The organism is Vibrio sp. Vb339 (genome assembly GCF_902751245.1).
In the GTDB taxonomy this organism is placed as follows: Bacteria; Pseudomonadota; Gammaproteobacteria; order Enterobacterales; family Vibrionaceae; genus Vibrio; species Vibrio coralliirubri.
The window spans coordinates 274,458-290,348 of record NZ_CADDIS010000005.1; the positions used below are offsets into that span (position 1 = coordinate 274,458).

Consider the following 15,891-nt stretch of genomic DNA (forward strand, 5'->3'; position numbering starts at 1 on the left):
GTTACTCCTAGGACAGAAAAGCCACTCTTGAACCAATCCTTACCTATTATTGTCACATTGGTCATTAAAACTATATTTAATAGGCTTCTGAGGCGAAGTGTTAAATATTAATAATATTTACACTCAAATCCTTTACATTTGATGTGATGTCGGGCGTAAATAGACTTCACGTATTCATACACGCACTAAGGAAAGAGCGAATGTTTTTCCGCATTGGTAATACGAAAATTGCTGTGGCTGCATCGGCAATTTTGTCTTCGGTTTCACTGGCTCCGGTCGCTATGGCTAGCAATGCCTCCGAGCTTGAAATGCAGCGTGACGTTTATGATAGAGCGCAAGAGGTTTTAGATAACCGTGACCTAAAAGCTTACTCCGCGTTACGTAACAAAATTCAAACATACCCTTTAACACCTTACACCGATTATCGTGCCTTCTTATTAGGTTTAGGAGAGCGTACTCCTGCTGAGGTCGATGCTTTCATTGAAGAGAACAAGGCATTGCCTTTCTCCAATCGAATGCGCGCACCTTATTTGGACTCATTGGCTTCTCAAAAACAGTGGAAGACGATCCTTGAGTTTCAAACCAAAGAGCCTGTCGGTGAAAAATACCAATGTATCTATTACCGAGCGCATTACGAGCAAGGTAACCAAGAGCTTGCCTTTAAAGGAGCTAAACAACTTTGGTTGAGTGGTAGTGGTGTTGATGACGCTTGTGACCCTTTATTTAAAAGCTGGGATCAAGCTGGGCTAAGAGCTGATGAGCTGATTCTGGATAGAATGCTGCTAGCGTTCGAGGGCCGTAACGGTAAGTTAATGAGCTATCTGATTAAGCAATTGGATCATGATGAGTCAATTGCTCAAGCAAAGCAGATGAAGGCGCTTTATAACAAGCCTGAAAATGTACTCGCGTTTGCTAAGAAACACCCAGCGAATGAATTCTACCAAGCTCAAACCGAGTTTGCTTTCGAGAAGCTAGCAAGGAAATCACCAAGCAGCGCTCAAGAGGTGTTTGATGATGTCATCAAGGCTCAGAAGTTTTCGAAAGAGAAATCTCAAGAGCTTGCTGATTACCTAACGTTTCGTCTGATCAACACCGACTCTGAAGAGTTAATGGTGTGGCGCGACAAAATGCTGGCGAGTTCATCAAAGCAAGTTCTTCTCGAACGGCGTGCTCGCTTAGCGATTCAACATGCCGATTGGACGGGTTTGAAAGAGTGGGTAGCGCGCCTGGATAATAAACATCGGGCTTCGCTTCGATGGCAATATTGGCAGGGCAGAGCTGAAATCGCGACCGGCGATACTGACAAAGGCAATAAGCGATTATCAGATATCTTGGGTCAGCGTAATTTTTACAGTGTGGCTGCGGCTAAGCAGTTAGGTAAGCCTGTCGAATACCCAACATCGACACTTAAATACAATGCTGAAACAGTGAAGCCATTCGGCACCTCTTTGGTGCGTATTAGTGAGCTAATTGACCGAGATAAAATTGCGGCAGCGAAGAGTGAGTGGCGTTGGTTATTAACTAATGCAGATAAAGAGCAAAAAGCGATGCTTGCCGCTCATGCTGCGACACAGCGATGGAATCACTTTACCGTAACAGCGAGTATCTCTGCGAAGATGTGGGATAACATTGCGCTGCGCTTCCCTGTTGCTCATAAGTGGTGGTTTAACTTCTACGCTGAAAAGCACGATCTCGATCCAATCACTTTGATGTCTTTAGCAAGACAAGAGAGTGCGATGGATTCAGAGGCTCGTTCTCCAGTAGGCGCGCGTGGCATCATGCAAATTATGCCAAAGACGGCGCAATACACGGCGAACAAACATAAGATTAAGTATCAGGGCAGCGATGATCTTTATGATGTCGGCAAGAACATTGAGATTGGCAGTCACTACTTAGATGGTTTACTCGCTCAATATGATGACAATCGTATCTTTGCTTTTGCGGCCTACAATGCAGGTCCAAGCCGCGTGAAACAGTGGCGTTCACGTAGTGATGAAAAGCTCGATGCCTTCGCTTTTATTGAGATGATTCCATTCAAAGAGACACGTGGCTATGTTCAGAATATCTTGATGTTTGAGACCTACTATCGAGATATCTTGGGTGAGAAAGGGACGTTTTTAGCGCCCCATGAGGCAAAAACGAAATACTAAGCCTTCGGCATTTGGCCCGAAACTGAGTAAGAATAAAGGCAGTGAGTGCGAACCATTTCCACTTACTGCCTTTTTACATTGGATCGCATCAAGTGTTTCGGTATAAAGTGTTAAACGCTTTCAATCGTTAAGCGACTCTTTAAAGTCAGAATTTAAAAGTAAGTGTAGAGATATGGCATCACAACCTGAATATGATAATTGGCAACAACTGATGGACTTGGTAAAGACGGCTGTCGAAAAAGATCAGCACGAGCTGTTGTTGACCATGATGATGACACCAGACGAGCGAGATGCTCTGGTTGCTCGAATTAATATCTTCTGTGAGCTGATGAAAGGCGATATGTCTCAACGTCAGGTGAGTCAAATGCTGGGCGTAGGCGTCGCGACGATAACCAGAGGCTCAAATGAGCTAAAGGCCAAATCTGAACAAGAGAAAGCCGTGATCGCCGACCTATTGCTAAAGTAATAACGGAATTAAGCTATCACGCGATAGTGCGAATACGAATTCGATAAAAACGCTAACTGAATGTTAGCGTTTTTTGTTTCTGAAGATTGTTCTTTGACCTTTCTAAGTTTACGAAGTGCTAAATAGGAAAGTGCTCAGGATTCACAAATGGGATCAGAGCTAAAATTAAAGCCTGATGATAGACAGAACTGCGCGACAGTTGGTTATGTGTCAGTAGGCCAATGGCGCCACCTTTCTGTTTGATATTGTCGGTACCAAACACTTCATCCATCACATCCCCTAACTCGTTTGCATGCTCTAACTTCTCAAGCACGGCTGGTGGCAGCATCAGGCTTGCTGAACGAGACTCGCCACGTTGACCATTCGCTTCGATCACCATCCAAGCAAAGGTAACGTTTGTTTCTATTCCCGCTTCTAGACCAACATAGAAGTCTGCATCAGGCTGAGCTTGAGTTGCATTGTGAACACGATTCACGGCACCTTGATAGGTTTCATCATTGCTCATCGGTTGATCGGCGACACCACTAGGGACGCTGGTGCCTTTGAAATCAAATTCAGTATCAGGAAAAGCAGATAAGAACGCGCTTTTAACGGCGTTTATTTTAGCTGGGTTCAGCGATGCGATGATTACAGATTTCATGTGTCGGATTCTTTTTGTTGTCGATTAGATTGAGTTGATGTTGTCGATACCAGTCACTCAACTCTTCTAGTGGCATGGGTTTACCAAAGTAATAGCCTTGCAGCATATCGCACTGTGCATCCTGTAACCACTGGTGCATGTCTTGAGTTTCAATCCCTTCGGCGGTGACCTTTTTCCCCTGAGCATGACACAACCCGATAACTGGTTTTACGATGTTCTGGTTATCGGTCTCAATTAAGGTATCCAAAAACGCTTTATCCAATTTAATTTTCTGAGTTGGATACTGCACCAGTTGAGTGATAGAGGTGTAACCGGAACCAAAATCATCAATCGCCAGTCGATAGCCCATGCATGCCAGTTCGTTCAGCAATGGAAAACCTTCTGAATTTGAGTAAAAGGTTTCAGTGATTTCAAAATCGATCAGGCTTGGTGGAATTCGATTTAACTCCGCGTGTTCTTTAATAAAACCCGCAAGGTGAGTGGTTTCAATACCAGCAGAAGATAAGTTGATCGACAATTGAATCGAGTGATCAAATTGAGTCTGAAGTCGATGGAATGAAGCAAACGCATTCTGTATTACCCAACGGTCAACATGTTCGAACAGCCCGGTTTGTTCGGCTATTGGAATGAACTCATCCGGTGGAACCAAACCAAGTTGCTTTGAATTCCAACGTAATAACACCTCAACGCCAATAACATCAGTCCCGGTAGAATCCATGTAGGGCATGTAAACGAGCCTGAATTCATCATCAAAATTCTTATCTCTAAGCGCACGTTCAATGTCTGCTTGGCGCTGAATGGCTTTGTCTAAATCCCGTGAATAGTCAGCAAATTGGTTTTTACCGGCACGCTTAGCTTGGTACATCGCGGTATCTGCGTTGGACAGTAGCTTCTCGATTGAGTTGCCATCATTAGGGTAGGTCGCAATACCAATACTGACCGTGATCGGAAAGCTGCCTGATTCGGTGACAAAGCCTTTTTGCAATGGAGTCAGTAAATCAGTCGAGAATCGATGCGCGACATTTCCTCGGTGACTAGGAGCGTTAATGTAGACAACGAACTCGTCTCCAGAAAGTCGGGCTGGCATACAATGAGCGTCGAACTTCTCTTTATAGTGACGACAAATATCTGAAATACGCTGAGCAAAAGAGACCAGAATCGAGTCGCCGATTTGATGCCCGTATTTGTCGTTCACAAACTTGAAGTTATCTAAGTCAAAATAGAGAACCCAGGTTTCGGTATTCGAACTCGGTTTTGGCAACGATTGCTGAACGAAGGTTTGAAACTGATGCCGATTGGCTATTTGGGTTAACTGATCATTTTCGGCCAAGAGCTTGGTTTGCTGGTAGGTGTTGTCTAGCTCTTGGTACATGTCATAAAAACGCTGTGATAAGCGGCCAAGTTCATCACGAGTGCCCAAGCGTTCAATGTTCTTACGTTGTTTTTTTTCGACTTGCTGTAGCTGTCGATCGAGCCGTGTTATTGGAGTAATCACGGTGCGAGACAGAAGCATGAGTAGCAGAGCGACAGTCACAAACGCAGACAGTGCAAACGACAAACTCAACTTGTTCCAAATTGAATCGAGCTTGTTTTCCAACAGGAATTGAGCCGGATCGACCGTGGCGTACAGGTCTGGTGCAAGCTTGACTGAGTGAGTAACATCATTTTCCAAAGAAACCGCTATGGATGTGAAGAACAAGCTGGTTTGGTAATCGAATTCTATTTGTTTTCTCAGCGCATTAAACTTGTCGAGAGAGACAGAGACAACAACAAAGAACACATCGTCGGGTTGATTGCTTGCGGTTGGGAAAATCGCTTTTCTATCAACCTTGTCGTAGTGAACCAACATCCCTTCGCCTTGGGAGTTTTGAATATAGTTGGTACTCGATGTTGCTAGGGTGTCTTGATAGTGCTGGTCAACATACTCCAATATCTTACTGTCAATCTGAGTGCGTGAGTCGTTGCTATTATCCGCGTAATAATGCAGTTTTCGATCACCATTAAGAAGTGCTAAACCGGTATAACTTTCATCGTCATCTTGCAGGAAATGTATGGCTTCTCGAAGGTTACTGACCAGTTCAAGATCGCGAGATAGATTTTGATCAGTGAGGAAATAACGCTTCACCATATCACTCTGGGTCAAGGTGTAAGAGTAGCTATTGAGGAACGAACGAGATTGGCGAAAGTAACCGGCTAGTTTCTCCATATTCAGCTGAAGTGCGTTGTCTTCGCGTTTAATGAAGCTACTTTTCTGTGTCGAATAAATAATATAGCTAGAAGCCGCGGTACTGATCAGTATCACAGGGGCTATCAGTAGTAAGATTTTAGTACTTAGCTTCATAGTTAATGACAACACTATTTATAATTTAAGCGCGTAAGTTTATGTTACTTAATGCTTACTCGCTATTAATTACACGTAGTTCGATGATTTCCTGTGAAGGGGGTAAGGTTTTGTCTTTATTGATAAAAAAGCTACTAATGAGTTTTTTGTTAGAAAGGCGTAAGCAGTGGAGCGAGTATGCGTGCCGAATGTGCGAAACAAGAGAATTGTTTCTCAGGCATGCTAGGGTATGTGTTCTTAGCTCGAATAGTATTCGACTAGAGGGTGATTTAAGCATTTGGCCTACTGTAGGCCAAATACTTATGTGAGCTAAAAGCCGATACTCGCTCTCAGCTATGACAACTTCACTTGAGTCGCTTTGATGTTCTCACTTGGGTAGCAACCCAACACTTTCAGGTGGCGAGTAATGGCTGTTAGTTCCGTTATCGCTTGCTGCATATTATCTGAATCCAGATGCGCCTCTAAATCGACATAGAACATCTCTTCCCAAGGGTTGCCCATGATAGGACGAGATTCTAGCTTGGTCATGTTGATGCCTAAGCGTTGCAAGATCAGTAGTGTCTCTACCAAAGAGCCCGCCTCTTGAGATGTCGACATGATGAGCGTCGTTTTCGCTGGTATTTGAGTTGATACTTCAACAGGCTTACGCGCCACAACAATGAAACGAGTGTGGTTTTCTGTTTGGTTTGCAATGTTGCCTTGGATTGGCTGAAGCCCATAAAGCTTACCGCTAGATGCATTACCAATAGCAGCTACGTCATTACCACCCAGTTCTTTAACCTTTTTCATTGCATCAGCTGTGCTTGCGCAAGACTCAAGGCTGACACCTTTAAGGCGGCTCAAGAATTCACTGCATTGTTGATGAGGTTGTGGGTGCGAGTAGAGCGTTTTGATGTCTTCTAATCGGATATCACTCTTAGCAAGGAGGCAGTGCTCAATCGGTTGAGAAAGTTCGCCAACAATGTATAGAGTCGTATGCTGTAGCAGGTCGTAGACCTCGTTAATTGACCCTGAACTGGTGTTCTCAATTGGTAGGACACCGTAGTCGGCATGGCCAGACTCTACTGTTGATGTGACTTCTTTGAAGTGATTACAGTTCAGCTCAATCAACTCCATATTCTTGCGGCTGAAGTATTCGCGGCTCGCAAGGTGAGAATATGATCCCTTAGAACCTAAGAATGCAACGCGAGCCAATGGTTTGCGGCTTTGCGGGTTCGCTAGGTTTTGTAAATATGACTGCTGTAGTAAAACGGAATCTTCGATGATGGTGTGAAACAGCTTGGTAATGTACTGCGCATCCAATTCGTATTTATCTTTGCCATTGTTGATCAGCTTAACTAATAGTTGTTGCTCTCGTACTGCATCACGAACTGGTTTTGATGTCTCTACTTTGCTTTTAGCGACTTCGATACTTAGCTTGCGACGCTCCGAAAGTAACTTCAGGAGTTCGTCGTCTAAATCATTAAGACGAAGGCGGATATCATCCAGTGAAATTGAGCGGTCAGTCATAAATGTGTCCTTATAAAAAAGCCTCCCTAGTGTGGGAGGCTTCTTGTTCGTTTTTGACTTGTTTTTCTAAAACGACTTAGCCTCCGATTTACGGAAGAAAAAAGAAGTCAAAAATAAACAAAGATTGAGTGTGCATAAAAAGTGTTTTTTTTATGAATATTTAAACACAATAAGCAAGCGAGCTACGAGCGTCAAGCAAAAAAATAGCGCCCTGAGGCGCTATTTTTTAATCTGTTCTCTTTCCTTATTCTACTTCAGCTTCTAGCTCTTCGATTTCAGGCTTTTCAGCGCGGCGCGCTTCAGGTTTATGGCGTAGCTTGTTGAGTTGACGCTCTAGTTTTTGTTCTACTTCGTTGATAGCTACGTAGAGGTCGTCATGGATTGATGAAGCAACAAGTTGGCCTTTTGGTACGGTTAGAACCGCTTCAAATTTTTTCTTCTTGTTTGGTTCTTCGCTAAAGCTCGCTTGGCAGCCAATGATGTCTACTTGCCATTTATCCAGCTTTTTAAATTTGCTTTCTATGTGATCACGGATTGCAGAGGTAATGTCGATGTTTTTACCAGTGATGTTCATTTTCATAGAAGTTTTCCTCTGTTGTATCCCTCATGGGTTAACTTCAGATTACGACTTTTAGGAATAAAGAATGTGATCTAGATCTTGTTTTGATTGGGTGGGATAAGCATTAAAATCAAATGTGATCTCACGCAAGTCTTAGTATCTTTTTGGCGAAAAATGCTTGTTATCTCTATGAAAAACGATAACTTGGAGGCAAGGCTTCGCTAAAAATTAAACCAGTTTTTAGGGGCGTCTTACAGCTTATTGAAAGTGTTTGATTGAAATTTACTCAATAGTGTTTTGTGATGTAGATCTCGTGATATATATCGCTATATAAGCTTTCTCTGAATTTGATAAGCAAAAGCCGCATAAGTTTTCTTATGCGGCTTTTGTGTTTTTAATTTGCCCTAGTGCCTTAGTGCCTTAGTGCCTTAGCTCCCCTGGCTCTTAGGGTTGAAGACAAACTAATCGTTGGTTTTTAGTAGTCTGGCTGTCCCATTTTCTCGGATAGCATTGATAGCTTGTAACTGCTTATAGATTACAAAGTAACGGTTGATGTTGGCGACGTAGGTCACCGGTTCTTTGCTCACGTATTTACGAGTGATGATTTCTACGTTTTTAAACCAGATGTTTGGGTTGTAACCTTTCTGCTTGGCAATGCGCCTCATCTTTCTAATCTTAGCAGGACCAGCGTTGTAAGAAGCCAAAGTGAAATAGATTTGGTTATCTGGCGTAATGGCAGGGTCGTCAAAATACCTGTCCTTAATGAAACGCATGTATTTCACGCCCGCATGGATGTTGTTATCCACCTTATGTATGTTTTTGATGTTGACGTTTTTGTCTTTGGCGGTACTTGGCAATACCTGCATCACACCAATAGCTCCACGGTGAGAAACCCGGCTTTGATCCAGTCCTGACTCTTGGAAACCTTGTGCAGACATCATCAAAGGGTCGAATTCGTATTGACTCGAATATTTTTCAAAAACATCTGACAGCTTAGCCACTCGGTCTATTTTATTTGGGTTGAGCGCTCTACCTAACCAGCGAGTGTTGTCGATGTACTTCTGATAGATAACATTTCCAAGTAGGGTACCTGTTCGTGCCGTCTTGACGTATTTGTTGATCTCTTTTTTTAGTTGAGGGCTGTTTTTCCTTAATGCCCACGCTATTTGGCCATTTTCACGTAAGGGTAAATCGTGATGGACCTGAATGTTTTCCATTACGTCAGTCCATAACTTTGCTTTATGGCTATCTAGGATTGTGCCTTGTATATAGCCTTGGTTGACCAACTCTATCAGCTCGTAGTCTTGTAATGACTCCTCAATAAAGTGGACATGCAGCGGTGGTAAGTCTAATTCATTCAGTTCTTTATTGACTCTTTGTACACTCTCGAAGTAACTCGAACTTGCACGGATCCAAACCTCTTTACCGCTCAGTTGCTTGATTTCGGTGATAGGGGCTGAATTCTTTCCTGTGATAATCAGTTCTTTTCCATCTTTAATCATTGGGTCGGAAAAATCGATGATTCGCAATCGCTTGTCGGTGATCGTCAGGTTCGCGACAGCGACGTCGCCATAACCAGATTCTAATGAGGGAAGTAGATCATCTCGCTGCACTGGGATAATTTGCACATTAAGGTAGGGATGCTTCTTACGAAGGCTCTTCTCAAAGTGGTAGAGCATTTCAGCCACGATGCCTTTTGGTTTTCCATCCTCGATATAATAAAAACCAAGATCAGCAGACACGAGCACTCTAACCGTCCCTTTGGTTTTGAGCACATCTAAGTCACCCATGTAAGGCTTGTTGCTTAACGGGGACAGTTCTAATGCGTAGGATAATTGGCTAAATAGCGATATCCAGATAAATAATAACAACCTACTCACATCCACACTCCATGTTGATGTTTTGTTAAAAGTTATCTTTTGAAGATACCGTGTATTATGCGATCCATCAAGTTTGCGATATGTAGATAAAAAAAAGCGCGCTAGTAAATTAGCGCGCTTTTTGGATTGAGATGTAAGAAGTTTGATTAAGGTAGTGGGTTTAACTCAATCAACTTTTCTGTTCTTAACACAGCGTCATCTAGGCCGAGTTGTTGATAAGCTTTTAGCTGGATATCTAAAGACTTACGCGCAGCAATGGTGTCTGGGTAAGTTTTTTGCAGCTCTTGCGTTCTGTTGATCGCAGCAATCCAAGCTTCGCGGCGTAGGTAGAAATCAGCCGTTGCTAAGTCATACTCCGCTAGGCGGTTTTTCAGTGCGAACATGCGTTTTTGTGCATCTTCAGCGTATGGGCTTGCAGGGAAACGTTCTAACAGTCGTTTGAAATCAGCAAACGCTAGCTTCACTGGTTCTGGGTCTCGGTCACTACGGTCGATATTAAAAATATCGTGCATGAAGTTTCGGTCTTGCGCCATGTGCGTTAAGCCGCGCATGTAAAGAACCCAGTCTTGTTTCTCATGCGTTGGGTTCAAACGTAGGAAACGTGAGATGGTAGCGAGGCCAAGTGCCAAGTCATCATTTTTGTAGTAAGCGTAAATCAGATCGAGCTGTACTTGCTCAGAATAGGCGCCGAATGGGTAACGTGAATCTAGGGCTTCTAGCTTTTCTATTGCTGAAAGCCAGCTACCGCTCTGCAGTGATTCTTGAGCGTCAGAGTAGAGAACCGATGGTGGTACATCTGGCACTATCTCTTCACTACTTGAACAACCAACCAAGAGTGATACGGCTAATAGACCCGATAAAGTAAGGTGTTTCATGTCAGGCGTCGATTCCTTGAATTAAATATTTCGTAAGCTTCCGTTACTTTCTAACCAGTAACAGATACAATGATGCAATTATTCTATTTTATCCATACTAATGGGTATTAGTCTCACGGTTTTTAAAAAAGTTCGATATGGCTCAGCAGATCACATTAACAGACACAGTAAAAAGCAGCCAGTTAGGTCAACGTTTAGACCAAGCTGTCGCTGAACTATTTACCGATTTTTCTCGCTCTCGCATTAAAGAGTGGCTTCTTGACGGCAAAATCCAAGTGGATGGCGAAGTTATTACTAAGCCACGCGTTAAGGTTTTGGGCGGTGAAGAGATCATCTTGCAAGCTGAACTTGCAGATGAAGAGCGCTGGGAAGCACAAGATATTCCTCTAGACATTGTCTACGAAGATGATGACTTATTGGTTATCAATAAGCCTCGCGATCTGGTTGTACACCCAGGCGCAGGCACACCGGATGGAACCATACTAAACGCATTGCTTTTCCATTACCCACAGATTGCAGAAGTGCCTCGTGCAGGTATTGTGCACCGTCTTGATAAAGACACAACAGGTCTTATGGTTGTGGCTAAAACGGTTCCAGCTCAAACTCGTCTTGTGCGTGCTCTTGCTAAGCGTCGTATTACTCGTGAATATGAAGCAATTGCAATTGGCAAAATGACCGCTGGTGGTGTGGTAGAGAAAGGCATTAGCCGTCACGCAACTAAGCGTACTCTAATGGACGTAAATGAATTAGGAAAGCCAGCGGTAACTCACTACCGTGTTGCTGAGCACTTCCGCGAACATACTCGTATTCGTCTACGTCTAGAAACGGGTCGTACTCACCAAATCCGTGTTCACATGTCATACCTTCAGCACCCGCTGCTAGGTGACGTTGCATACGGTGGCCGTGCTCGTATTCCAAAAGGTGCATCTGAAGAACTAACGACTATGATTCGTTCTTTTGACCGCCAAGCACTGCACGCAGTTATGCTTAAATTTGTTCACCCAATTACTGGTGAAGAAGTTGAGTTCCACGCTCCTGTGCCAAATGACATGGTTGTGATGGCTGAAGCGTTACGTGTTGATGCTCGCGAAAACTTGGAAGACGACATTTAACTATGTCGATGATCATCCCTAACTGGAATGCACCAAATAACGTGAAAGCATTTGCTTCGACACGTTTTGATGGTTTTTCTACTGGTGCGTATCAAGGATTAAACCTAGGTACGCATGTTGGGGATGATACTTCGCTTGTTGAAAACAACAGAGCCTGGCTCAAGCAACACGCTAATATGCCTGCAGATCCGGTATGGCTAAATCAAACTCACTCAACAGATGTCGTTACGGTTTTACACCCTACGGCAGATATTCTTGATGCTGACGGTGCATTTACCACAGCTAAAGGTGTTGTTTGTTCTGCGATGACAGCCGATTGCTTACCTGTAATTCTTACTGATACCAAAGGCACTCAAGTTGCTGCAGTTCATGCTGGTTGGCGTGGTCTTGCTGGTGGAATTCTTGAAAATGCCGTCGCAAAGTTTTCAAACCTAGATTCAGAGAATAAGCTCATTGCTTGGCTTGGTCCTGCAATAGGCAAACAAGCCTTTGAAGTAGGCGATGATGTGTTGGAAGCTTTCGTTAGTTTTGACCCTCAAGCTAAGCTCGCATTTGAAGCCAAAGCTGAACCGGGCAAATGGCTAGCGAATATGTCTCAGCTTGCAACGCAACGACTGAACAAAGTTGGTGTCACTTCTGTGATAGACTCCAATCTGTGTACCTTCGCTGATGCGGATGCGTTCTATTCTTATCGTCGTGATGGTATTACTGGGCGCCAAGCTACTTTTATTTGGTTAGAGTAACCTTTAGCTAGTGCAACTAGTCATCCAGTTCATTTATATTTTTATATCAGCTCTATTCTTCATTCTTATCCCTTGAAAATCCCAGTTACCGTATCCATCTTCTAAGCATAAGATAAACATATCTAAGAGTAGGAAGGTTGGCATGCGTCTCGATCGATTCACTAGTAAATTCCAAATTGCGATATCTGATGCTCAGTCGCTCGCATTAGGTCGTGATCACCAATATATAGAACCTGTACACCTAATGGTGTCTTTGCTTAATCAAGATGGTAGTGCAATTCGTCCATTGCTCACCATGCTGAATATTGATGTGGTTCAATTGCGTTCTAAATTGAGCGAAATATTAGATCGAGTGCCTAAAGTAAGTGGCATCGGTGGTGACGTTCAGCTATCGAATGCGATGGGAACGCTGTTTAACCTATGTGACAAGGTCGCGCAAAAGCGTCAAGACAGTTACATATCTTCAGAAGTATTCCTACTTGCTGCTATTGAAGACAAAGGTCCTTTAGGAAACCTACTTAAAGAACTAGGTCTTACTGAGCAAAAATTATCTCAAGCTATTGAACAAGTTCGCGGTGGTCAGAAGGTCGATGACCCGAATGCGGAAGACAGACGCCAAGCACTAGAGAAGTTCACCATTGATCTGACCGAAAGAGCAGAGCAAGGCAAGCTGGATCCGGTAATTGGCCGAGACGACGAAATCCGTCGCACGATCCAAGTACTTCAACGCCGCACTAAGAACAACCCCGTCATTATCGGTGAACCAGGTGTTGGTAAAACAGCAATTGTCGAAGGTTTAGCGCAGCGTATTATCAATAATGAAGTACCTGAAGGTTTGAGAGGCCGACGTGTCCTTTCGTTAGATATGGGCTCTTTGATTGCCGGCGCTAAATATCGTGGTGAATTTGAAGAACGTTTAAAATCAGTTCTTAACGAATTGTCGAAAGAAGAGGGCAACATCATTCTCTTCATCGATGAAATTCACACCATGGTAGGTGCGGGTAAAGGCGAAGGCTCTATGGATGCGGGTAATATGCTAAAACCAGCATTGGCTCGTGGTGAACTTCACTGTGTAGGCGCAACCACACTCGATGAATATCGCCAGTATATAGAGAAAGATCCTGCGTTAGAGCGTCGATTCCAAAAAGTGATAGTCGATGAGCCAACCGTGGAAGACACGGTCGCAATTCTCCGCGGTTTGAAAGAGCGCTATGAACTTCATCATCATGTAGAAATTACTGACCCAGCAATCGTCGCAGCGGCAACATTATCTCATCGATACGTTTCTGACCGTCAGTTGCCAGATAAGGCGATTGATCTGATTGATGAAGCTGCTTCGAGTATCCGTATGCAGATCGACTCAAAACCTGAGTCGCTAGATAAGCTCGAGCGTAAGATCATTCAATTGAAGATCGAGCAGCAAGCTCTTACCAATGAAAATGATGAAGCCAGTGAAAAACGTCTTCGAACATTACAAGAAGAGCTTTCTGACAAAGAACGAGATTTCGCAGAGCTTGAAGAAGTGTGGAATGCAGAGAAAGCCGCGCTTTCAGGCACGCAACACATCAAGTCAGAGCTAGAACAGGCTCGTATGGATATGGATTTTGCGAGACGTGCTGGTGATCTTAACCGAATGTCTGAATTGCAATACGGTCGAATCCCAGAATTAGAGAAGCAGTTAGATCTTGCGACTCAAGCTGAAATGCAAGAAATGACACTGCTGCGTAATAAGGTCACGGATGCAGAAATTGCAGACGTGTTATCGAAGCAAACAGGCATCCCTGTTTCTAAAATGCTAGAAGCTGAGAAAGAGAAGCTTCTTAAAATGGAAGGTGTTCTGCATAAGCGCGTTATTGGCCAAGCGGAAGCAGTCGAAGTGGTATCGAATGCGATTCGTCGTAGCCGTGCAGGTTTATCTGATCCGAACAAGCCGATTGGCTCTTTCTTATTCCTTGGCCCAACCGGCGTTGGTAAAACCGAGTTGTGTAAAACACTCGCGAACTTCATGTTTGATAGTGACGATGCAATGGTGCGTATCGACATGTCTGAATTTATGGAGAAACACTCTGTTGCTCGCTTAGTTGGTGCTCCTCCGGGTTACGTTGGATATGAAGAAGGTGGCTACTTAACAGAAGCAGTACGTCGTAAGCCTTACTCGGTGATTTTGCTAGATGAAGTAGAGAAAGCGCATCCGGATGTTTTCAATATCTTATTGCAGGTGCTTGATGATGGACGCTTAACCGATGGACAAGGTCGTACAGTCGATTTTAGAAACACGGTAGTGATCATGACATCCAACCTTGGCTCTTCGAGAATTCAAGAGAACTTCAATACGCTCGACTACCAAGGAATAAAGAATGAAGTGATGGAAGTGGTAGGTAAACATTTCCGTCCTGAGTTTTTGAACCGAGTTGATGAAAGCGTGGTGTTCCATCCATTGGGTCAAGAGCACATTCAGTCGATAGCCGCTATTCAGCTTGAGCACCTTAAGAAGCGCATGGAAGACAATGGTTATGAGCTTGAAGTCTCGGATAAAGCACTCAAGTTGATTTCTCAAGTTGGTTTTGATCCAGTATATGGCGCGAGACCTTTGAAAAGAGCGATTCAACAAAGTGTCGAGAACCCGTTAGCGAAAGCGATATTGGCAGGAAAAATTAATCCAGATAAGAAAGTACAGCTATTAGTAAACAATGACCGCATTATTGCTCACCAATAGTTGAAGTAAGAACGGTAGGTACGATTGGCCGAAATTAAGGCTTAATCGTACCTATTTTGAACGCTTTGTGTGAATAGTGTTCGAACGGTCGCCGGTGGCGGCTTTTTTTCGTTTTTAGCCTTGTGCAAAGGATTATTCTCTCTATAATGCGCCTCCGTTGCCAAGGATAACCAAGCGGTTTGAACTGAGTAACAAGACGGTGATAAGCATTTAAGATGCTTTGAAAAATTAGCTGGAAAAAGTGTTTGACACTGGAATCCAATCCGCTAGAATGGCCGTCCACTTCGAGAGGCTCCTTACTAAAAGGAACGCTCAACAAGTAAAGCTCTTTAACAATTTAAACCTATCAATCTGTGTGGGCACTCGTTGATGAATATCAAAACGTTTTATCGTTAGATAAAACAGATTCCTCGGAATCAAAATTGATTTCAATGAACTGAGTGACCAATACAAATAACTTCGGTTATTTGGCACAGTCAATTCATTATCATTCTGTTGGAATGGTAATAGCTTTAAAATTACATAGTAGTTTTGAAGTCAGTATTCGTTGAGTCACAAAATCTTAAATTGAAGAGTTTGATCATGGCTCAGATTGAACGCTGGCGGCAGGCCTAACACATGCAAGTCGAGCGGAAACGACACTAACAATCCTTCGGGTGCGTTAATGGGCGTCGAGCGGCGGACGGGTGAGTAATGCCTAGGAAATTGCCTTGATGTGGGGGATAACCATTGGAAACGATGGCTAATACCGCATAATGCCTACGGGCCAAAGAGGGGGACCTTCGGGCCTCTCGCGTCAAGATATGCCTAGGTGGGATTAGCTAGTTGGTGAGGTAATGGCTCACCAAGGCGACGATCCCTAGCTGGTCTGAGAGGATGATCAGCCACACTGGAACTGAG

At 43.7% G+C, this 15,891-nt stretch carries 11 protein-coding genes, 1 rRNA gene and 1 other annotated feature; of the genes, 6 read left to right on the forward strand and 6 right to left on the reverse strand.

The window, feature by feature from the left end; all coding sequences use genetic code 11:
• The first annotated feature begins 200 nt into the window (after window positions 1-200).
• Together sltY and trpR are read left to right on the forward strand one after the other, a co-directional pair.
• Window positions 201-2,150 (forward strand): murein transglycosylase, encoded by a 1,950-nt coding sequence (gene sltY / locus HRQ85_RS20550; protein ID WP_172380481.1) that lies wholly within the window; start codon window positions 201-203, stop codon window positions 2,148-2,150.
• 172 nt (window positions 2,151-2,322) lie between these two features.
• Window positions 2,323-2,616 (forward strand): trp operon repressor, encoded by a 294-nt coding sequence (gene trpR / locus HRQ85_RS20555; protein WP_048615039.1) that lies wholly within the window; start codon window positions 2,323-2,325, stop codon window positions 2,614-2,616.
• Window positions 2,617-2,734: 118 nt separating this feature from the next.
• Here trpR and yjjX read toward each other — a convergent pair whose 3' ends face one another.
• The 6 genes from yjjX to HRQ85_RS20585 all read right to left on the reverse strand — a co-directional run bounded on the left by yjjX (window position 2,735) and on the right by HRQ85_RS20585 (window position 10,420).
• The gene (gene yjjX, locus HRQ85_RS20560; RefSeq protein ID WP_059021471.1) at window positions 2,735-3,256 is read right to left on the reverse strand and encodes an inosine/xanthosine triphosphatase; all 522 of its coding nucleotides are present in this window, start codon (window positions 3,254-3,256) and stop codon (window positions 2,735-2,737) included.
• Window positions 3,219-5,597, reverse strand: coding sequence for a putative bifunctional diguanylate cyclase/phosphodiesterase (locus tag HRQ85_RS20565; protein WP_172380482.1), 2,379 nt, complete (start codon window positions 5,595-5,597; stop codon window positions 3,219-3,221). The genes yjjX and HRQ85_RS20565 overlap by 38 nt, the downstream gene beginning before the upstream one ends.
• A 333-nt stretch (window positions 5,598-5,930) precedes the next feature.
• Complete coding sequence (gene pheA / locus HRQ85_RS20570) at window positions 5,931-7,106, reverse strand: prephenate dehydratase (protein ID WP_048606831.1); 1,176 nt, start codon at window positions 7,104-7,106, stop codon at window positions 5,931-5,933.
• A 12-nt stretch (window positions 7,107-7,118) separates the two neighbouring features.
• Window positions 7,119-7,240: a sequence feature (Phe leader region), on the reverse strand.
• Between the two features lie 110 nt (window positions 7,241-7,350).
• The gene (gene hpf, locus HRQ85_RS20575) at window positions 7,351-7,686 is read right to left on the reverse strand and encodes a ribosome hibernation-promoting factor, HPF/YfiA family (RefSeq protein ID WP_004735034.1); all 336 of its coding nucleotides are present in this window, start codon (window positions 7,684-7,686) and stop codon (window positions 7,351-7,353) included.
• 440 nt (window positions 7,687-8,126) lie between these two features.
• Complete coding sequence (locus HRQ85_RS20580) at window positions 8,127-9,551, reverse strand: lytic transglycosylase F (RefSeq protein WP_332017469.1); 1,425 nt, start codon at window positions 9,549-9,551, stop codon at window positions 8,127-8,129.
• Between the two features lie 140 nt (window positions 9,552-9,691).
• A complete protein-coding gene (locus tag HRQ85_RS20585; protein WP_048606835.1) occupies window positions 9,692-10,420 on the reverse strand; it encodes an outer membrane protein assembly factor BamD in 729 nt (242 codons plus the stop codon).
• A 137-nt stretch (window positions 10,421-10,557) separates the two neighbouring features.
• Between HRQ85_RS20585 and rluD the strand changes: the two genes are divergently transcribed.
• From rluD to HRQ85_RS20605, 4 genes are all read left to right on the forward strand, one after another.
• Complete coding sequence (gene rluD, locus HRQ85_RS20590) at window positions 10,558-11,532, forward strand: 23S rRNA pseudouridine(1911/1915/1917) synthase RluD (RefSeq protein WP_017056156.1); 975 nt, start codon at window positions 10,558-10,560, stop codon at window positions 11,530-11,532.
• A 2-nt stretch (window positions 11,533-11,534) separates the two neighbouring features.
• Window positions 11,535-12,275: a peptidoglycan editing factor PgeF gene (gene pgeF, locus HRQ85_RS20595; RefSeq protein ID WP_172380483.1), complete on the forward strand. Its 741-nt coding sequence runs from the start codon at window positions 11,535-11,537 to the stop codon at window positions 12,273-12,275.
• A 142-nt stretch (window positions 12,276-12,417) separates the two neighbouring features.
• Window positions 12,418-14,991 carry an ATP-dependent chaperone ClpB gene (clpB, locus tag HRQ85_RS20600; RefSeq protein ID WP_048606842.1) on the forward strand — a complete coding sequence of 858 codons (2,574 nt, stop codon included), beginning with the start codon at window positions 12,418-12,420 and terminating at the stop codon, window positions 14,989-14,991.
• Window positions 14,992-15,555: 564 nt separating this feature from the next.
• Window positions 15,556-15,891: ribosomal RNA gene (locus HRQ85_RS20605) — 16S ribosomal RNA — on the forward strand; the annotation flags it as partial.